Origin of the sequence: Duganella sacchari (genome assembly GCF_900143065.1) — a bacterium.
Lineage (GTDB): Bacteria > Pseudomonadota > Gammaproteobacteria > Burkholderiales > Burkholderiaceae_D > Rugamonas > Rugamonas sacchari.
Map to the genome: position 1 here is coordinate 176,195 of NZ_FRCX01000007.1, position 18,424 is coordinate 194,618.

Annotated in this window: 15 protein-coding genes; 9 read left to right on the forward strand and 6 right to left on the reverse strand. The window is 62.0% G+C overall.

Features of this window, described 5'->3' with window-relative positions; all coding sequences use genetic code 11:
* Positions 1 to 251: 251 nt before the first annotated feature.
* Positions 252 to 2,714, forward strand: a complete 2,463-nt coding sequence (gene rpoD / locus BUA36_RS17130) for an RNA polymerase sigma factor RpoD (protein WP_072786463.1) — start codon at positions 252 to 254, stop codon at positions 2,712 to 2,714.
* Positions 2,715 to 2,768: 54 nt separating this feature from the next.
* Here rpoD and BUA36_RS17135 read toward each other — a convergent pair whose 3' ends face one another.
* On the reverse strand, positions 2,769 to 3,461 hold the full coding sequence (locus tag BUA36_RS17135) for a DUF899 family protein (RefSeq protein ID WP_072786465.1): 693 nt from the start codon (positions 3,459 to 3,461) through the stop codon (positions 2,769 to 2,771).
* A 128-nt stretch (positions 3,462 to 3,589) separates the two neighbouring features.
* Here BUA36_RS17135 and BUA36_RS17140 point away from each other — a divergent pair, with 128 nt between their 5' ends.
* From BUA36_RS17140 to BUA36_RS17150, 3 genes are all read left to right on the forward strand, one after another.
* Positions 3,590 to 4,117 (forward strand): YfbM family protein, encoded by a 528-nt coding sequence (locus BUA36_RS17140; RefSeq protein WP_072786468.1) that lies wholly within the window; start codon positions 3,590 to 3,592, stop codon positions 4,115 to 4,117.
* A gap of 82 nt (positions 4,118 to 4,199) precedes the next feature.
* Positions 4,200 to 4,580, forward strand: coding sequence for a GFA family protein (locus BUA36_RS17145; protein WP_072786470.1), 381 nt, complete (start codon positions 4,200 to 4,202; stop codon positions 4,578 to 4,580).
* The gene (locus tag BUA36_RS17150; RefSeq protein WP_072786472.1) at positions 4,577 to 5,791 is read left to right on the forward strand and encodes a PQQ-dependent sugar dehydrogenase; all 1,215 of its coding nucleotides are present in this window, start codon (positions 4,577 to 4,579) and stop codon (positions 5,789 to 5,791) included. Before BUA36_RS17145 ends, BUA36_RS17150 begins: the two co-directional genes overlap by 4 nt.
* Here the strand turns inward: BUA36_RS17150 and BUA36_RS17155 are convergent.
* Both BUA36_RS17155 and ppc read right to left on the reverse strand, forming a co-directional pair.
* A complete protein-coding gene (locus BUA36_RS17155; protein ID WP_084560210.1) occupies positions 5,783 to 6,859 on the reverse strand; it encodes a PAS domain-containing sensor histidine kinase in 1,077 nt (358 codons plus the stop codon). The genes BUA36_RS17150 and BUA36_RS17155 overlap by 9 nt on opposite strands.
* A gap of 124 nt (positions 6,860 to 6,983) precedes the next feature.
* Positions 6,984 to 9,794, reverse strand: a complete 2,811-nt coding sequence (gene ppc, locus BUA36_RS17160; protein ID WP_072786476.1) for a phosphoenolpyruvate carboxylase — start codon at positions 9,792 to 9,794, stop codon at positions 6,984 to 6,986.
* A 147-nt stretch (positions 9,795 to 9,941) separates the two neighbouring features.
* On the opposite strand from ppc, the gene hemC reads away from it, so the two are divergent.
* Genes hemC through BUA36_RS17180 form a run of 4 tightly spaced genes read left to right on the forward strand, consistent with a single transcriptional unit; the run spans position 9,942 to position 14,122 of the window.
* Positions 9,942 to 10,985 carry a hydroxymethylbilane synthase gene (gene hemC / locus BUA36_RS17165; RefSeq protein ID WP_255490752.1) on the forward strand — a complete coding sequence of 348 codons (1,044 nt, stop codon included), beginning with the start codon at positions 9,942 to 9,944 and terminating at the stop codon, positions 10,983 to 10,985.
* A 7-nt stretch (positions 10,986 to 10,992) separates the two neighbouring features.
* Positions 10,993 to 11,772: a uroporphyrinogen-III synthase gene (locus tag BUA36_RS17170; RefSeq protein ID WP_072786479.1), complete on the forward strand. Its 780-nt coding sequence runs from the start codon at positions 10,993 to 10,995 to the stop codon at positions 11,770 to 11,772.
* Entirely contained in the window at positions 11,769 to 12,923 is a 1,155-nt protein-coding gene (locus tag BUA36_RS17175; RefSeq protein ID WP_072786480.1) for a uroporphyrinogen-III C-methyltransferase, read from the forward strand. Before BUA36_RS17170 ends, BUA36_RS17175 begins: the two co-directional genes overlap by 4 nt.
* A 2-nt stretch (positions 12,924 to 12,925) precedes the next feature.
* On the forward strand, positions 12,926 to 14,122 hold the full coding sequence (locus BUA36_RS17180) for a heme biosynthesis protein HemY (protein WP_072786481.1): 1,197 nt from the start codon (positions 12,926 to 12,928) through the stop codon (positions 14,120 to 14,122).
* Positions 14,123 to 14,727: 605 nt separating this feature from the next.
* Here BUA36_RS17180 and BUA36_RS17190 read toward each other — a convergent pair.
* Positions 14,728 to 15,789, reverse strand: a complete 1,062-nt coding sequence (locus BUA36_RS17190) for an MBL fold metallo-hydrolase (RefSeq protein WP_072786785.1) — start codon at positions 15,787 to 15,789, stop codon at positions 14,728 to 14,730.
* A gap of 124 nt (positions 15,790 to 15,913) precedes the next feature.
* On the opposite strand from BUA36_RS17190, the gene ppa reads away from it, so the two are divergent.
* Complete coding sequence (ppa, locus tag BUA36_RS17195) at positions 15,914 to 16,453, forward strand: inorganic diphosphatase (protein ID WP_072786485.1); 540 nt, start codon at positions 15,914 to 15,916, stop codon at positions 16,451 to 16,453.
* A gap of 57 nt (positions 16,454 to 16,510) precedes the next feature.
* On the opposite strand, the gene BUA36_RS17200 is transcribed toward ppa, so the two are convergent.
* Complete coding sequence (locus BUA36_RS17200; RefSeq protein ID WP_072786786.1) at positions 16,511 to 17,110, reverse strand: Crp/Fnr family transcriptional regulator; 600 nt, start codon at positions 17,108 to 17,110, stop codon at positions 16,511 to 16,513.
* 130 nt (positions 17,111 to 17,240) lie between these two features.
* On the reverse strand, positions 17,241 to 18,368 hold the full coding sequence (locus BUA36_RS17205) for a GNAT family N-acetyltransferase (RefSeq protein WP_072786487.1): 1,128 nt from the start codon (positions 18,366 to 18,368) through the stop codon (positions 17,241 to 17,243).
* Positions 18,369 to 18,424 lie beyond the last annotated feature (56 nt).

The window sequence follows — 18,424 nt, forward strand, 5'->3', positions numbered from 1 at the left end:
AGGACGGTGTGAATTCAGTTTGGTACAGGATGCGATTCGGATGGTTTGACACAGGGCGACACAGCCCTTCTCATTTGCCCTTCTCATTCTTCCCTGAAAAGAGAAACAAGCCCGTGGCTGGAAGCGGGCTTTTTTTATTCCGCAGATAATCGTCAGCTAAATTACAACATTTCACTCATGCGCACTGCTTGGCGGTCGGCGCGGGGCGAGCTTTTTTGTAATTTCTGGCGAGTACGCTTGAGAGATTTTTAATGACAAAACCGAAAACTTTAACGTTGTCCGTCAAGAAGCCTGCCCGTGCTAGCGCCGCTCCGCTGGTGGTGCCAAAGACGACTCTATCTTATGTGATCGATAATGAAGAGGCAGCGAGCAAAGTAACGGTAGTCAAAAAGAAAACCCGCCTGAGCACTGCCACCGAGGCCGCGCAAGCCGACGTTCCGGTGGCCGATGCGGCGGACGTGGCGGAAGCGCCGGTCAAGGTGGTCAAGGTGGCGCGCAAGACCCTTGCGGCAGAAGCGGATGCGCCGGCCGTGGTGGCCAAGGCTGCGCCGAAGTCCAAGCTGGTCAAGGCCAAGGTAGAACCGGCGCCGGTGATTGTCACCTCGGGTGCGCCATCCGTGAACCAGGTGACCGATGCCGCCACGCTGGCCTCGATCGACACCTCCGGTTATCAGCTGCCCGGCGTGAAAGTGCCAGGCCGCCGTGGCCGCAAGCCGTCCGAATTCACGCCTGAGAACGACGAAATCGCCGCGCTGAACGCGGTGGAGCGCGCCGAACTGAAGGCAGTCTCCAAGGCACGCGAGCGCAAGGCCAAGGGCGGTGCTGAGCTGCTGGGCATGGATCCAAAAGCCTCGGCCGAGGAACTGGAAAAACGCCGCACCCAGATCAAGAACCTGATCAACAAGGGCCGCGAGCGCGGCTTCCTGACCTACGCCGAGATCAACGACCAGCTGCCGGAAAACATCATCGATCCAGAAGCGATCGAAGGTATTATCGCGACCTTCAACGACATGGGCATCGCCATCTACGAGCGCGCGCCCGATGCGGAAGCGCTGCTGCTGAGCGATAACGTGGCGACCGTGACCTCGGACGACGAAGTGGAAGCGGCTGCCGCGACCGCGCTGTCGACCGTGGATTCGGACTTCGGCCGTACCACCGACCCGGTGCGTATGTATATGCGTGAAATGGGCGCCGTGGCGCTGCTGACGCGCGAAGGCGAAATCGAGATCGCCAAGCGTATCGAAGAAGGCCTGAAGGACATGATCCAGGCGATCTCCGCCTGCCCGACCACCATCGCGGAAATCCTGACGCTGGCCGGCAAGATCGAAACCGACGAAATGAAGGTTGACGACGTGGTTGACGGCTTTGTCGATCCGAACGAAAGCGCACCGGCACCGGCCGTGGTGGCCAATTCGGACGACGACGATGATGAAGAGGAAGAAGAAGTTGAGGAAGAAGACGGCGACGCCAGTGGCGGCGCAGCAGGCTACTCGACCGAACAGCTGGCGCAGCTGAAAATCGCCGCGCTGGACAAATTCGCCTTCATCTCGAACCAGTTTGAAAAAATGCGCAAGGCCAGCGGTGGCTATGGCTCGAAAGCCTATGTCGCGGCACAGGAAGCCATTTCGGCTCAACTGCTGGGCATTCGCTTCACCGCCAAGGTGGTTGAAAAACTGTGCGACACGCTGCGTGGCCAGATGGAAGAAGTGCGCCAGATCGAGCGCGCCGTGCTGGACCTGTGCGTGAACCGCTGCGGCATGCCGCGCGCCCACTTCATCAAAGTGTTCCCGGGCAGCGAAACGGATCTGGACTGGGTCGATGGCGAAGTGGATGCCGGCTACCCCTACAGCACCGTGCTGGGCCGTAACGTGCCAGCTGTGAAAGAGCTGCAACGCAAGATGATCGACCTGCAGTCGCGCGTGGCGCTGCCGCTGGCCGACCTGCGCAAGATTAACAAGCAGATGGCAGCGGGCGAAAAACGCGCACGCCAGGCCAAACGTGAAATGACCGTCGCCAACTTGCGTCTGGTGATTTCGATTGCGAAGAAATACATCAACCGTGGCCTGCAGTTCCTGGACCTGATCCAGGAAGGCAATATCGGTCTGCTCAAAGCGGTGGACAAGTTTGAATATCGCCGCGGCTACAAGTTCTCGACCTACGCCACCTGGTGGATCCGTCAGGCCATCACGCGTTCGATCGCCGACATGGCGCGTACCATTCGCGTGCCGGTGCACATGATCGAGACCATCAACAAGATGAACCGCATCTCGCGCCAGATCATGCAGGAAACCGGTAGCGAGCCGGATCTGGCCACGCTGGCCTTGAAGATGGAAATGCCGGAAAACAAAGTCCGCGAAATCATGAAGATCGCCAAAGAGCCGATCTCCATGGAAACGCCGATGGGCGAGGACGGCGATTCGCAGCTGGGCGACTTCATCGAAGACAACACCACGCTGGCGCCGCTGGATGCCGCACTGCACGCGTCGATGCGCAACGTCATCAAGGAAGTGCTGGATTCGCTGACCCCGCGTGAAGCCAAGGTGCTGCGCATGCGCTACGGCGTGGAAATGTCGAACGACCACACGCTGGAAGAAGTGGGCAAGCAGTTCGACGTGACGCGTGAGCGTATCCGCCAGATCGAAGCCAAGGCCATGAGCAAGCTGCGCCAGCCATCGCGCTCGGACAAGCTGAAAACGTTCCTGACGCAAAACTAAGCAGTATCAAAAAAGGGAGGCAAATGCCTCCCTTTTTTATTGTCTTGGCATGGGCTAGTACGATAGCTTCGGATACCAGTCGCTGCCGCGGCCGGCGGGTGTCAGGTCGAGGATGTTCCACAGTGGTGTCGGGTCGGGGGCGCCGCGCGGGTCCTGGCCGGGATCTTGTGTGCCGCCCAGTTCGCTGGCCCAGAAGTGGTGGACTTTGCCACCCGGGCGGGTCCAGACGTCAAGCGCGGGCCATTCGCTGCCGTCCGGCGCCAGGCCACGGTAGTCGCGCGGGAAGGCGTCGCCGACGCATTGGTAGAACTGCAGGTTGCGCCAGCCGCGTTCGCGCGCAAACGCGAGCTGGCGCGCGACTGGCGAGCGGCCGATGACGGCAACCGCGATGCGCTGCGTCAGGTCGTGCGACGGGATGTCGAGCGCGCCGAGGAAGGCGGTGCACATGGGGCAGGGCCGTTCGCGCTGCGGGCCGTACATCCAGAAATAGGTCACCAGCGTAGTGTGCTGGCCGAACAGATCGGCCAGTTTGATGGTCTTGCCGTTTGCGTCGATGAAATCATAGTCCGGCGCTGCGCCGCCGGGCGGCAGGGCGCGGCGCTGTTCGGCGACGCGTTCGATGTGGCGCCGCAGTTCGATCTCTTCGGCCAGCAGGGCGGTGCGGGCCCGGCGGTATTCGGCGCTGTCGTTGGGATAGGGGTGGCTGTTTTTTTCGGCCAGCTCGGCCGCTGGTGTCAGCGTAGTCATGGCGTCCTCGCACAGGGGATGAGTGTGCGATTACAGCACCGTACTGTCAGACCGTCCATGCGCCAGCGCACACAGTGGAAGTGACAAACCACGCATTTTTGCCGCCCCGCTTGCATTAAACTAGCGAAATGAAAAAACTGCTTTTCTCCCTGTGCTTGCTGTTGCTGTCATTCTCCGCGCAAGCCGGTATGACGTGGACTGCAGTGGCCGTGCCGTACGAGCAGCTGCCCTATCTGCGTGGCAACGAGGAATTGCTGACAGAAACGCTCAACAGCGAAGACGGCCTGCATCTCGATAAAGCCTGGGGCGGTCTGCATTACCTGCTGAAAGCCAATCCCCGCAACGCCACACTGGCCAGGCTGCTGTTTTTCGGCGGCGAGAACATCGGACCCGACCAGGGCGCTGGTCCGGCACGGGTGCTGACGCCGGCGCAGGTCCGTCAAATCGCCGCGATGCTGGAACGCGAAACGCCCGCAGCACTGGCCGCAAGATATGCCCCGCAAGCCATGGAGGCCGAGCATGTTTATCCGGAAGGCATATGGGAGCAAGAAGGGCAGGGCGCTCTGGTTTATCTTCTGAATTTTTATGAAGAACTGCTTGTGTTCGTCAAACAGGCCGACAGGAAAGGACAAGCAATGGTGGTGGTGCTATGGTAAAAGTATTTTCGCTCGTCGATGGCAGGAAAGACGGTGTAACCAGCTGTGAGGAAGTCATGGCGCCAGCCAGGGAGGCGCAACAATGAGCGATGCAGGATATCTGCACGGCAGTTGCCTGTGTGGCGGCGTTACCTACCGCGCCGCGCTGCCTGTCTCGCACGCCAGCCATTGCTACTGCCGCATGTGCCAGAAACAGCACGGCGCGGCAGCCGGTTCGTACGCGAACGTCGCCAGCGCCGGTCTGGTGATCGAGCAGGGAGCGGACCTGATCGCGGAATATGCCTCGTCCGATCACGGCCGTCGCGATTTCTGCCGGGGGTGCGGCTCGACCTTGTTCTGGCGCAGCACGCAATCGCCGGACCGCATCGCCATCACGCTGGGCACGATGGAACCGGAATACGCCGGCCAGGTGACGCGCGAGTGGTTTGTCGAGAATAAGCCAGCCTGGCTGCCGCAAGCATGAGCAAGTATTGGTTTGCGCTCGCGCTTGCCGCCCAGGCGAGTGCCCACGCTGCGGATACGTGCGGCGACTTCCCGCGACTCGATGTGGCCACGCCGCCCGGCTTTTGTGCGGCGGTGCTGGCCGATGGCTTCAAGTTCCCGCGCGGCATACAGCCTTTACCGAACGGCGATCTGATCGTGGTGGATATGCGCAACTGGGAACCCAACCGTGGCAGTATCTGGTTGCTGAAACAGTCCGGCAACAAGTACCAGCAGGTGCGCCTGTTGAGCGGACTGGACCGGCCGAACGGCATCACACTCGGGCCAGACGGTTTGGTGTACGTGGGCCTGGTTCATCGCATCATCCGCTTCAATCCGGATAGCGCTACCACCAGTGTCGAGGACGTAATCGGCGGGAAGTCCGGCGTGGCGCCGTTGCCAGGCCTTGGCCGGCATTTGCTGACGACGATGCGGTTTGACGCCCAGGGCAATCTGTATGTGAACGTGGGTTCTTCCAGCGATCATTGTGAAGATCAGAACGGCAAAGCGCCGTCGCCCGCACAACGCTGTGCAGAGGCGGAAGGGCCGGAAGCGCTGGGCGTGATCCGTCAATACCAGATGCGCTGGCCGCAGGGCAAGGCCGGTGGCTGGGAAAATTACTCTAGCGGCTTACGCAATTCGATGGCGCTGGCGTTTCATCCAGTCAGCGGCGCCTTGTGGGAAGCGGACAATGGCCGCGATGCGATCCAGGCGGCAATGCCGACACTGGCCAACGACAACGAGCTGCCGCACGATGAACTCAACCTCATCCAGCGCGGCGCCAACTATGGCTGGCCCTACTGTTATGACGATAACCGCGCCAGTCCCGAGTATCCCTCGGCAGTCTGTTCACGCTATACGGCGCCGTCCCGGCTGCTGCCGGCCCATGCCGCGCCGCTGGGCATGACGTTCTACACCGGATCGCGTTATCCGGCCCCGTACAAAAACAGTCTGATTATTGGCTTCCATGGCTATCGCGAACACGGCCATCGCCTGGTCGCACTGCTGGCGAATGGCAAGGGCGAGCCGCTCGGCAAAATGGTGGAACTGATCGGCAACTGGGGACATAAAAAGCAGCAGGGCATGGGCGCGCCGGTCGACGTCAAGCAAGGGCCGGATGGAAACATCTATCTGGTGGAAGACCGGACCGGCCGCATCGTGCGTCTGCAATATGACGGGCCGGCGTCACGCTGACACCGTCATGGTCAGCGTGGTGCCGTTGGATTGTGTGACGGCCAGGGCGCCGCCCAGTCCTGCCAGCCGTTCGCGCATGGCGTTGAGCGTGGGCGTATTGGCCGCTGGTGCGCCGTCGCCGCTGATGGTGATGGTCACCAGGTCGCGCTGCAGATTCAGTGTCAGCTGCAAGGCGCTCGCCTGCGCGCTCAGATAGTCGATGGCGGCGTTGGTGAGATGAAACAGGGCCATGGTCTGCTGCGAAGTGAGCGCGGCGCTGTCGTCGAGTACCCGCAAGTTGCAGGGCACGTCCTGGTGCTGCTGCAGCTGCCATTCAAGCGCGGCCGCCAGCCCCAGTTCCAGCGTGGCCGGATGCAGCTCGTTGATGACCTCGCGCACGGCGGCGATGCTGCTGCTGAGCGTCGTCAGCGCCTGCTCGGCGCGCGCATGCAGCAGCGGCTGGTGCATGGCGGTACGGCCGTGCAGCAGGGTGATGTCCAGTTTCAGCGCAAGCAGGCTCTGCGCGAGGTCGCCCTGCATGCCCAGTGCAATCCGGCGGTGCTGGCTTTCGGTGGCGTCCAGCTGGTGCAACGCCAGCTGCTGCCATTGCCGCAGCGTCTCCTCCAGCGCAGCTTCTTTTTGCTTGCGCCCGGTGATGTCGATGCAGCTGGCAATCAGCAGGTGCGGCTGGCCCAGGTGGTCGTAGGTCGGGCGTTTATGGACCAGCAGCCAGCGCATTTCGCGCTGGCTCACATTCCAGACCAGTACCTCGTCGGTACGGGTCTGGCCGCTGGCGAAGGCTTGCCGGTCATGTTCGCGGAATTGCAGTACCTGTTCCGGTGGCAGCTTGCCACTGCCATCGGTGCCGGCGGCATCGGCAAAGCGCACGCCCCAGAGCGCTTCGCAGGCCGGATTCATCATGACAATCTGCGAGTCGGCATTCTTGATGAACAGCGGATGCGGCATCAGCGCGATAATGCTGCGCAGCTCGGTTTCGCTGGTGATGCGGGACTCGCCCGTTTCGGTGCGCAACCAGTCCATGACCTGACTGATCTCTGCATAAGGAGGGAAGGAAAACGGCTTCGACATGGTTCCGCAGTGAACTGATAATACTGTCAGATTGTAATGTAATTTTGATACTTTTTACATTTTTCAAAATAAAACGCCCCGGCGTTCTTGCGAAGGCCGGGGCGCGTGACGCTGACGCTACAACTTAGCCGGTATTGCGCAGGCCGGCCGCGACACCATTGATCGACAGGTGGATGCCGCGGTGCACGCGCTCATCGGCCTTGCTTTCACTCGACAGCGCGCGGTGGCGCTTGATGAGTTCCACCTGCAGGTGGTTCAGCGGGTCCAGGTAGGCGAAGCGGTTCTGGATCGAGCGCGCCAGCAGCGGATTACCGGCCAGGCGTTCGTGCGCGCCGGTGATGCTTTCCAGCAGGCTGATGGTGTCCGCATGCTCTTCGGTGATGCGCTTGAAGATGCGGTCACGCAGTTCCTTGTCCTGCACCAGCTCGGCGTAGCGCGAGGCGATCGCCAGGTCGGTCTTGGCCAGCACCATGTCCATATTCGACAGCAGCGTGGCAAACAGCGGCCAGTGCTGGAACATGGCTTGCAGCTGGCCCAGGCGCTCGGCCTTGTCGCCATCCGCGATCCAGCCACCGATGGCGCTGGCGAAACCATACCAGCCCGGCAGCAGCAGGCGGCACTGGCCCCACGAGAAGCCCCATGGAATCGCGCGCAGGTCTTCAATGCGTTTGGTCGATTTGCGCGAGGCCGGACGCGAGCCCAGGTTCAGTTCGGCGATCTCGGCAATCGGCGTGGCGGTGAAGAAGTAGTCGGTGAAGCCCGGGGTTTCATACACCAGGTTGCGGTAGGCCTTGTAGGCGCGGTCCGAAATCTCGGCCATGATGGCTTCAAACTGGCGCAGCTGCTGCTGTTCCTGGCTGTCTTCCGACTGCGGCATCAGGCTCGCTTCCAGCGTTGCCGCCACCAGCAGCTCCAGATTGCGGCGGCCGATGTCCTTGTTGGAGAACTTGGACGCGATGATCTCGCCCTGTTCGGTCAGGCGGATCTGGCCGTTCACGGTGCCGTGCGGCTGTGCCAGGATGGCGTCGTACGATGGGCCACCGCCACGGCCGACCGTGCCGCCGCGGCCGTGGAACAGGCGCAGCTTGACGCTGGCTTTTTCAAACACCTTGACCAGGTTGGTTTCGGCCTTGTACAGCTCCCAGTTGGAGGTCAGGAAGCCGCCGTCTTTGTTGGAGTCTGAGTAGCCCAGCATGACTTCCTGGATCTGGCCCTGCTTGGCGATCAGCTCTTTCACCAGCGGGATGGCCATGACGGCTTCCATGATGCCGGACGCGCGCTGCAGGTCGGGGATGGTTTCAAACAGCGGAATCACCATCAGGTCCAGCTCTTTTTCGGCGATGCGCAGCAGGCCCAGCTCTTTTTGCAGCAGCAGCACTTCCAGCAGGTCGGACACGGTTTCCGTGTGCGAGATGATGTAGTTGCGGATCGCGCGCGCGCCGTAGCGGGCGCGGATTTCGCGCGCCGCGCGCAGCACGCCGAGTTCGGACACGGTCTCGGCCGAATAGCTCACGTAGGGCGAATTCAGCAGACGTGGCTGGTCCAGTTCGCTCAGCAGCAGCTTGACCTTGGCCTCTTCGTCCAAGGCCGAATAGTCGGCCTGCACGCCGGATTTGGCAAACAGCTCGCCCAGCACGCGTTCGTGGATGTCGGACGACTGGCGCATGTCCAGCGAGGCCAGGTGGAAACCGAAGATGTCGGCTGCGCGTTTCAGCGTGGCCAGGCGCGGCTGCACCAGCACGCTGCCATGGTTGGCGTTGAGCGAGTCGATCAGCACTTGCAGGTCGGCCGCGAAGGCGGCGGCATCGGCATACGGTTCGGCGTGGCCGACTTCCTTGCGCAGGATGTTGGTGGCGCCCAGGGCGCGCGCGGTCGAAGCCAGGCGCGCGTAAATGCCGATCAGGGCGCGGCGGTAGGGTTCGTCGGCGCGGTGGTCGGAGGTGTCGGTCGACTGCTCGGCCAGCGCCTGCAGTGCCGGCGTGCAGGCTACCATCAGCGTGGAGATCGACAGTTCGGCGCCCAGCGTGTGCGCTTCTTCCAGGTAGAAGTCGAGGATGGTGGTGGCCTGGCGCGTCAGCGCGTGCGACATGGTGTTGCCGTTGACATTCGGGTTGCCGTCGCGGTCGCCGCCGATCCAGCTGCCCATCTGCACATACGGTGCAGTGATCTGGGTGGCCTCGCCGTAGTGGTGGGCGATGTCCTGCTCAATGTCGTCATACAACCCTGGCAGTTCACGCAGGAAGGTAATGCGGTAGTAGGACAGGGCGTTTTCAATCTCGTCGGCCACGGTCAGCTTGGAGTAGCGCAGCATGCGGGTCTGCCACAGCGTGGCGATGCGCGCGCGCAGCAGGTGCAGGTTGGCGGCGCGTTCCTTCGGTGTCAGCGGCAGGTCGCGCTCGGCCAGCAGGCGGGCAATATCGTGCTCGGCGTCGAGAATGGATTTGCGCTGCACTTCGGTCGGGTGGGCGGTCAGGACCGGCGAAATCAGCGCGTCCTGAAAGAAGGTGGCCACGGTGTCCTGCCGGACGCCGGCTTCCTTGAGCTTGCACAGTGCGTAGTTGACGCTGCCTTGCTGCGGCTTTGAGCCAGCCAGCAGGTGGGCGCGGCGGCGGCGAATGTGGTGCTGGTCTTCCGCAATATTGGCCAGGTGCGAAAAGTAGGAAAATGCGCGCACCACGGAAATCGTCTGTTCCTTGGTGAGGATTTTCAGCATGCCGTCGAGTTCCTTGGCGGCGCCGGCATCGGCCTCGCGGCGGAAGCGCACGGCGGTTTGCCGGATGGTTTCGACCACGGCGTAGACTTCTTCGCCTTCCTGGTCGCGCAATACGTCGCCGAGCAGGCGACCTAATAAGCGAATGTCTTCTTTCAGAGGCGCGTCCTTGTCTACGCCCGGTTGTTCAGCAGTGAGATGCGTTGCACTAGATTGGTTTGCCATGTGTTAAGCCACAAAGAGAGAAATGTAGTTGCATGGGCTCGTGACCCGGTTCTGCAAGAAGGTGAGCGTGCTAAAATTTGTGATCTTAAACACGCGCGTGTTACTGGCTTGCGCCGGTTAGCGTCAGCTACAGCGAAAGAACTGGTTTTGAAAACATCCGAATTGGGTTTGCCACAACCTCAGAATCCCCCGTCCAGATTAGTGATCGCATCCCGTGAGAGCCGTCTTGCCATGTGGCAGGCCGAGCACGTACGCGAACGCTTGACAATATTATATCCGCAGTGCGATGTCAAAATTGTCGGCATGACGACGCGCGGCGACCAGATTCTGGACCGCACCCTGTCCAAGGTCGGCGGCAAGGGTCTGTTTGTTAAAGAACTTGAAGTGGCGATGGCCGAAGGCCGCGCCGACCTGGCCGTGCACTGCCTCAAGGACATGCCGATGGAGCTGCCGGAAGGCTTCCTGATGGCAGCCGTGCTGGAGCGCGAAGATGCGCGCGACGCCTTTGTCTCCAATGATTACGCGTCGCTGGACGCGCTGCCGGCCGGCGCGATTGTCGGCACCAGCAGCCTGCGCCGCCAGGCGCTGATCGCCGCGCGCTACCCGCAGCTGGTGATCAAGCCGCTGCGCGGCAACCTCGATACCCGCCTGGGCAAGCTGGACCGTGGCGAGTATGCCGCCATCATCCTGGCTGCGGCCGGCCTCAAGCGCCTGGGCCTGGCGGCGCGCATCCGCTCGCTGCTGGATGCGGACGTCAGCCTGCCGGCGCCTGGCCAGGGCACGCTGGCGCTGGAAGTGCCGCTGCGTGATGACGGCCTGGACCTGGTGTCGATCCTGGCGCCGCTGCACCACACGCCCAGCGCGCTGGTGTCGATTGCCGAGCGCAAGGTGTCGCAAGTATTTGGCGGCAGCTGCCAGGTGCCGCTGGCTTCGTATGCGACCATCACCGGCGACCAGATGCATCTGCGCGCCATGGTGGCCACGCCGGATGGCCAGCGCATGATCAGCGCCGAAGCGCGTGGTCCTGCCGAGAGCGCGGAGGCACTGGGCCTGCAGGTGGCCGAGCTGCTGCGCGCGCAGGATGCGGTTGGCATTCTGTCGGCCTGCCTCAGCGAAGCGGCGCAGGCGGACGACGATGCCCGCTCCGCCGAGCTGGCAGCCGATGCGGCCAAGCCGCCTGGCAACGCCTGATGTGCGGATGACCGGCGCCGTCGTCATCACCCGTCCCCTGGCGCAAGCCGCGCCGCTGGCGGCCCGCGTGAGCGCGCTGGGCCGCACGGTGGAGGTGCTGCCGTTGCTGGAAATTGCGCCGCTGCCGGACCAGACCGCGCTGCAGGCGGCGCTGGCGCGGCTGCATGAGTATGCGCTGGTGGCGTTTGTGTCGCCCAATGCAGTGGATGCGGCGTTTGCGCATATCCGCCACTGGCCGGCCGGCGTGACCGCGGCCGTGGTGGGCGAGGGCAGCCGCGCGGCACTGGCGGCGCACGGCGTCGCCGACATTGTCAGCCCGGCCGACAGCGCCCACAGCGACTCCGAACATTTGCTGCAGACGCTGGACCTGGCCGCGCTGCAAGGCAAACCCGTGCTCATCATCCGTGGTGAAAGCGGCCGCGAGCTCATGGGCGATGGCCTGCGCCAGGCCGGCGCGCTGGTGGAGGTGGTGCCCGCCTACCGCCGTTCGGTGCCGGCACTGACGCCCGGCCTGGCGGCCACGCTGCGCCGTTTGCTGGCGCAGCAAAACGACTGGATCATCACCAGTTCCGAGGCCTTGCGCGGTCTGGTCGGTCTCCTGCAGCAAATTGACTTGCAACACCCTGACGCAATGCAGCACAATAGCGTTGTAGCGATGCAACATCAGCACCTGATTGTGCCACATACCCGTATTGCCGAAACGGCAAATAATTTAGGATTTTCCAAGCTGACGCTCACCGGATCAGGCGACGAACGCCTGCTGGCCGCGTTACAATCATGCCTATGAACGATTTGCCTACCTTACCTGATCCAGCGGTCTCGACCGCCAAAGCCGCCGAGACTCCGCCGCCTGCGCCGCCATCGGCCCAGCCAGAACCGAGTCTGCTCGACACCCTGCAACAGCCGCAAATGCTGCTGGTGGGGATCGTGGTGCTCACCATTCTGCTGGCTGGCCAGACCTGGTCGTCGCACGCGCGCGTCAACAAGCTGCGTGAAGAAATGGCCCTGCGCCTGCAAAAAGGCGATGCCTCCAACGCCGATACCGGCAACCTGGTGCGCAATGTGCAGGAAAGTACCAAGGAGCTGCAAGGCAAGGTCGCCCTGTTGGAAAGCAAGCAGCTGGAAGCGCAGAGCCAGCAACTGGCGCTGGAACAGCTGTATCAGGACCTGTCCAAGAACCGCGACGAGTGGGCGCTGACCGAGATCGAGCAAGTGCTGTCGACTGCGTCGCAGCAGCTGCAGCTGGCCGGCAACGTGCCGGGCGCGCTGATCGCGCTGCAAAATGCGGACCGCAGCCTGTCGCGTTCGGACAAGCCGCAATTCATTACCATTCGCCGTGCGATTGCGCGCGATACCGACAAGCTCAAGGCGCTGCCGAGCGTGGATTCGGTGGGCGTGGCACTACGTCTGGATAACGCGATTGCGCAAATCGATACGCTGCCGATGCTGTCGGACGAGAAGCCGACGCTGCCGGCGCCGCCTGAGAAAAAGCTCAAGACCAAGATCGTGCACGGCAAGGATGGCAAGCCGGTCAAGGTGGAAGAGACCACCAGCCCATGGCTGCAAGCGCTGCAGGATGGCTGGAATGGTTGGAGCAGCGAGATGTGGACCGATGTGCGCCAGCTGATCCGCGTGCGCAATGTGGAAACGCCGGATGCGCTGATGCTGTCGCCGACCCAGGCCTACTTCCTGCGCGAGAATCTGAAGCTGCGCCTGCTGAATGCACGCATGGCGCTGCTGTCGCGTAATGAAGGCGCTTTCCGTGCCGACCTGATCGCGGCGCAGGAAGCGTTGACCAAGTACTTCGACACGCGCGCCCGTTCCACCCAGACCGTGCAGGGACTGCTGCGCCAGGTACAAAGCAGCAATCTCGCGATCGAGATGCCGACCCTGTCGGACAGCCTGAACGCGGTGCGTAACTACAAAGCGAAGCCATAACCATGCGTTTATTCCTCTGGCTCGTCGCCATGATGGCCGCCGCCATCGGCATTGCCGTGACGGCGCGTTTTAATCCGGGCAACGTGGTGCTGTTCTATCCGCCGCACCGTATTGACCTGTCGCTGAACTTCTTCGTGGTGCTGGAAGTGGCCGCGTTTGCCGTGCTCTACATCCTGATCCGCGCCTTCCGGGCAACGGTCAAGATGCCGGGCAAGGTGGCCGCCTACCGTCAGCAAAAGCGCGAGCGCGACGGCAACAAGGGCTTGCGTGAAGCGCTCAAGGCCTTGTTTGAAGGCCGTTTCGGCCATGCCGAGAAGGCCGCGCTGCGGGCTTCCGAACTGCCGGAAAATGTGGGCGTGGCAGCGCTGATCGGCGCCCGCGCGGCGCACCGCATGCGCCAGTCGGCCCGCCGTGACAACTGGCTCAACAAGCTGGTCGACGACAATACGCTCAAGACCGCGCGCCTGATGACCATGACGGAACTGCTGGTCGACGACCATCAGCCGGAACTGGCGCTGGAAGCGGTGCGTGAGCTGAACGCCAGCGGCACGCGCCATATTCATGCGCTGCAAATGTCGCTGAAGGCGCAGCAGCAGGCCAAGAACTGGCCGGAAGTGCTGCGTCTGGTACGTTCGCTGGACAAGCACCGCGCGCTGCACCCGGCGCTGTCGTCGCGCCTGCGCGAGCTGGCGTATGACGATCTGCTGGCCGATGCCAGCCATGATGCGGAATCGCTGATGCGTGTATGGTCGACGGTGCCGAATGCCGACCGCATCAAGCCGTATGTGGCTTGCCGTGCCGCCAGCGCGCTCAACGCGCGTGGCCTGCATGACGAGGCGCGCCTGGTGGCGGAAGAATCGCTGGCGGCGGACTGGGATGACCGCGTGATCCGCGCCTACCGTGAAGCGGCCGCGCCAGCCGGTTCGGCGGCGTTGCTGATGCAGATCGAGCATTGCGAGAACTGGGCGCATGCGCGTCCAACTGATGCCGAGCTGGCGTTGACGCTGGGTTCGCTGTGCCTGAAGCAGAAACTGTGGGGCAAGGCCCAGCGTCATCTGGAGCAGGCCTTGTCGGACGCTTCCGATCCCCGCATGGTGCGTGAATCCCACCTCAAGCTGGCGCAGATGCATGAAGCGCTGGGGCAGGAAGAAGAAGCTGCCAACCACTACCGCCAGTGCGCACTGGCGACGATCCTCTAAACGAATAGCCGGTCTCTACCGGCCATTTTTCTTGTCCGGGTACTTTTTCTTCATATATCGATGCAGCCAGATTGGCGCGGCTACACAAGTGGTGAGATGAACTACCAGGATGATGTAAAGATAAATATCCAGTGGCCTCATTCAGGCCTCCGCTTGGCAATGTGGAATAGCGTGAGACCGCTTATCGCTGAGCCTACGCATAGGATGATACTGATTGGTATGACAGACGGGGCGTTAATTAGTTCCCGGTTTCGTTCACTTAGTGTGGTGAGCGTGTAAAGCGCCCCATAGCACGTAACAAATAATATCGATATTACATTCAGCAGCGCGCGGATTGCCGATTCGTGCATCATTAGATGCTCCGTCTCATTCAGTATAGATATGTGTATCACGAGGCCAAGTGTAATGAAGTCGGCTGCAGTCAGCGGGTCTACCTTGCCAGATGAGGTGATCGCCCACGTCAATAGCCTGGTTAAGATGGGGATGATGCCAACCAGAATAGTGTGAATCAACCATTTGTTGTTTGAGGTAATCATGAGCGGGCTTCGGTGCGGGCGCGAAACCTCCAGTCTAGGGAGGTCTGCGCGCCGCGCTGTTGAGGCGGCTCAGGCGGGGTCGGATTCGACCGGGTAGCCTTCGATTTTCCAGCGCAGCATGCCGCCGGCCAGGTTGGCGACTTTGTTGAAGCCGGCCTTGGTCAGCAGCACGCTCGCCTGGGCGGAACGGACGCCGGAACGACAGACCGCCACAATCGGACGCTCGCGGTCGAACTCGCCCATGCGCTCCGTCAGCTGCGACAGCGGCACCAGCGTGGCGCCGTGCAGATGGCCCAGGCGGTCGATGAACTCGGGCGCTTCGCGCACATCGACGATCTGCACATTTTTCTGCTGCTCCAGCAAGCCCATCGGCTCGATTTCCCACACGCCGCTAAAGCGCAGGGTCAGCGGCGCCCAGTCCGGCGTATCGGTCGGCGCATCGCCTTCCGGCTTGCCGCAGCGCAGATTGGCCGGCACGGCCACCGCCATCTGCTTGGGATGCGGCAGGTTGAGATTGTTCATATGGCCGGTGAAGTCGCCCACATCCACATCGCCACCAAGGCGCGGATTGTAGCGGCGCTCTTCGGCCACACTGGTGACGGTGATGCCGCGGTAGTCGTGGGCCGGATACAGCAGGCATGACGGCGGCAGCGTCAGGATCTGTTCATGCACCGAGGCGAACAGCTGCTGCGGGCTGCCTTGCTGGAAATCGGTACGGCCGCAGCCGCGGATCAGCAGGCTGTCGCCGGTGAAAGCCATGCTGTCGTCATCCAGCACATAGGTCAGGCAGCCGCTGGTATGGCCCGGCGTGGCGCGCACAGTCAGGTGGCGCTGGCCAAAATTGATACGGTCGCCATGGCGCAGCGGTTTATCGACCTCGGCCGCACCCGCCGCTTCGGATAGGGCAATCGCACTGCCGCAGCGCTGGCGCAGACGCCAGGCGCCGGTGACGTGGTCGGCATGCACGTGGGTGTCCAGGCTGGACACCAGCTTCAACCCCAGCTCCTGCAACAGCGCCAGATCGCGCGGCACTTGCTCGTAGACCGGGTCGATCAGCACGGCTTCGCCGCTGTCACCCAGCAGGTAGGTATAGGTGGAGGAGCTTGGATCGAACAGTTGGCGGAAAATCATCATTCACATTCCGAATAAGAACATGCTCCATCATAACAAATGTTCAATGGTGTTGCGCCGCACAAGCGGCCCTGACTTCGCTATAATATTGCGGTTAAACACAGCCGTCATATAAGGAAATCCCATGAGCTTGAACAAAGTGTCCTCCGGCAAAGACCTGCCGAACGATTTCAACGTCATCATCGAAATCCCGATGAACGCCGATCCGATCAAGTATGAAGTAGACAAGGAATCGGGCGCGATCTTCGTCGACCGTTTCATGGGTACCGCGATGCACTACCCATGCAACTACGGCTACGTGCCGAACACCCTGTCGCTGGACGGTGATCCGGTTGACGTGCTGGTCATCACCCCGTTCCCGCTGATCCCAGGCGTGGTGGTGCGCTGCCGTCCGATTGGCGTGCTGAAAATGACCGATGAATCCGGTGAAGACGCCAAAGTGCTGGCCGTACCAGTCGACAAAGTACTGTCGATCTACAGCCACTGGCAGAAGCCGGAAGACCTGAACGAACTGCGCCTGCGCCAGATCCAGCACTTCTTCGAGCACTACAAAGATCTGGAAAAAGGCAAATGGGTCAAGATCGACGGCTGGTACGGTCCTGAAGAAGCCAAGCAGGAAATCCTGGCTGGCGTCGCCAACTACGAAAAAGACGTCGCCAAGTAAGAAAAAAGCCCTGTGGCCATGCGGCGCTCTTAAGCGCTGCGGCCCACAGGGCTGGTTTTATGCCCGCCGCGCTTCGCCCGCCGTCGCCTCTGCTTCGGCTTCACGGCGCAGGCGCGACATGTACTGCGGCGTAATGCCCAGGTACGAAGCAATCGCGCGCTGCGAAATGCGCGCTTCCAGACCCGGATACTCTTCACGGAAGGCTGCCAGCCTTTCCTGCGCCGACGTTTCGCCGCAGTTGTAGGCGCGCTGCGCCAGCGACTGCAAGCCTGCCATGGCGATGTTCAGGTGGTAGTGCTGCATCACCTCATGCTGCGCGCGCAGTTCGCACGCCAGTTTCCAGTCCAGGGTAAAGCCATGGATAGGCGTCTCGGCAATCAGGAACTGCACGGCCGCCTGGCCGTTTTCGCCGTTGATCAGATCGGTCAGGGTCGTGGCTGACTCGCCCTCGCGGTAGAAGCGCAGGGTCATTTCCACGCCATCGCGGTTGAAGAAGCCGCTGCGGGCCACGCCGCTGGCCAGCCAATGCACTTGCGTGGCCGGCACGCCGGCGCGCTGCAGGTATTCCCCCTTGCGTACATGGAATGGTTTGGCGATGGTTGCCAGGATGTTGGTCACGTTGGTGTACGACTCGTCGCTGACATCGATCCGCTTCATGGTGGCGGATTTAAAGCGGTTACGCTGTTTTATAAAATCTGCATTCATACTGTTTTTGCCACACTCCCCGAAAACTAATAGTAGGCTTACGGCCTCTATTGTAACCTCGTACGGGTTTCCCTGATGAAGTTTATCCGGCTTTGAAAGGAATGTGGTCAGACAACTCGTCGATATACTCGTCCATGGCGGCGGTTTCCTGGGCCAGGAAGTTGCCGATGGCCTCGGCAAAGCGTTCATCGGCCACCCAGTGGGCGGACCAGGTCGGCGTCGGCACCAGCCCGCGCGACATTTTGTGCACGCCTTGCGCACCGCCTTCAAAGCGGGCGATGCCGTGCTGGATGCAGTATTCAATCGACTGCACGTAGCAGGTTTCAAAATGCAGGCCGGAGATGAAGGCCTGCGTGCCCCAGTAGCGGCCGTACATCACGTTGCCGCCCACCAGATTCAGCGCTACCGCCACCGGTTCGTCGCCGCGCCGGGCCAGCACCATCATCAGGCTGTCCGGCGCTTGCGCCAGCAGGCGCTGGAAGAACGCCAGCGACAGGTAAGGGTGGGAATAGTGCGCTTCGTAGGTCGAGACGTAGCACTGGTAGAAGAAACGCAGTACCTCGTCCGTGATCGCGCTGCCGGCCAGATGCTCGAAGTGGATGCCGGCGTCCTGCACGCGGCGGCGGTCCTGGCGGATCTTCTTGCGCTTCTCCATCTTCATGCTGGCAAGGAAGGCGTCGAAATCCGCGTAGTCCTGATTCTCCCAATGGAACTGTACGCCTTCGCGCAGCATATAGCCGGCATCTTCCAGCGCCTGCTTGTCTTGCTCGTCGGGGAACAGGATGTGTAGCGAGGACGTCTCCAGCTGCTGCGCTACCTGCACCGCCGCGCGCGCCAGCAATGCGCGGTCTTCGGCGCTGCGCGCCAGCAGGCGGCTGCCGGTCACCGGGGTGAACGGCACGGCCGACAGCAGTTTCGGATAGTAGGGCACGCCGTGGCGATGGAAGGCGTCGGCCCAGGCGTGGTCAAACACATATTCGCCGCGGCTGTGGTCCTTGAGGTAGAGCGGCATGGCCGCACACAGTACACCGTCGCGGTACAAGACCAGGTAGCGCGGCGACCAGCCCGTGCGCGGCGCCGCGCATGCCGTCTCGTGCAGGGCGTGCAGGAAGGTGTAGCTGAGCGTGGGATTGTCGCCCGCCAGCGCCTGCCACTGTGCCGGTTCGATCTCCGCCAATGAGTCGATCACTGAAAACTCTGCCTCTGCCACACTGCCTCCCTGCTGAATGATGTGCCAGTCTAGCGCATGCGGCCAAGCTTTGCCCG

What these genes read in the sequence shown, in the direction of transcription:
- rpoD (WP_072786463.1), top strand. Translation starts at nt 252, where the DNA reads ATGACAAAACCGAAAACTTTAACGTTGTCCGTCAAGAAGCCTGCCCGT.
- BUA36_RS17135 (WP_072786465.1), bottom strand. Translation starts at nt 3,461, where the DNA reads ATGACTACGCTGACACCAGCGGCCGAGCTGGCCGAAAAAAACAGCCAC.
- BUA36_RS17140 (WP_072786468.1), top strand. Translation starts at nt 3,590, where the DNA reads ATGAAAAAACTGCTTTTCTCCCTGTGCTTGCTGTTGCTGTCATTCTCC.
- BUA36_RS17145 (WP_072786470.1), top strand. Translation starts at nt 4,200, where the DNA reads ATGAGCGATGCAGGATATCTGCACGGCAGTTGCCTGTGTGGCGGCGTT.
- BUA36_RS17150 (WP_072786472.1), top strand. Translation starts at nt 4,577, where the DNA reads ATGAGCAAGTATTGGTTTGCGCTCGCGCTTGCCGCCCAGGCGAGTGCC.
- BUA36_RS17155 (WP_084560210.1), bottom strand. Translation starts at nt 6,859, where the DNA reads ATGTCGAAGCCGTTTTCCTTCCCTCCTTATGCAGAGATCAGTCAGGTC.
- ppc (WP_072786476.1), bottom strand. Translation starts at nt 9,794, where the DNA reads ATGGCAAACCAATCTAGTGCAACGCATCTCACTGCTGAACAACCGGGC.
- BUA36_RS17170 (WP_072786479.1), top strand. Translation starts at nt 10,993, where the DNA reads ATGACCGGCGCCGTCGTCATCACCCGTCCCCTGGCGCAAGCCGCGCCG.
- BUA36_RS17175 (WP_072786480.1), top strand. Translation starts at nt 11,769, where the DNA reads ATGAACGATTTGCCTACCTTACCTGATCCAGCGGTCTCGACCGCCAAA.
- BUA36_RS17180 (WP_072786481.1), top strand. Translation starts at nt 12,926, where the DNA reads ATGCGTTTATTCCTCTGGCTCGTCGCCATGATGGCCGCCGCCATCGGC.
- BUA36_RS17190 (WP_072786785.1), bottom strand. Translation starts at nt 15,789, where the DNA reads ATGATTTTCCGCCAACTGTTCGATCCAAGCTCCTCCACCTATACCTAC.
- ppa (WP_072786485.1), top strand. Translation starts at nt 15,914, where the DNA reads ATGAGCTTGAACAAAGTGTCCTCCGGCAAAGACCTGCCGAACGATTTC.
- BUA36_RS17200 (WP_072786786.1), bottom strand. Translation starts at nt 17,110, where the DNA reads ATGAAGCGGATCGATGTCAGCGACGAGTCGTACACCAACGTGACCAAC.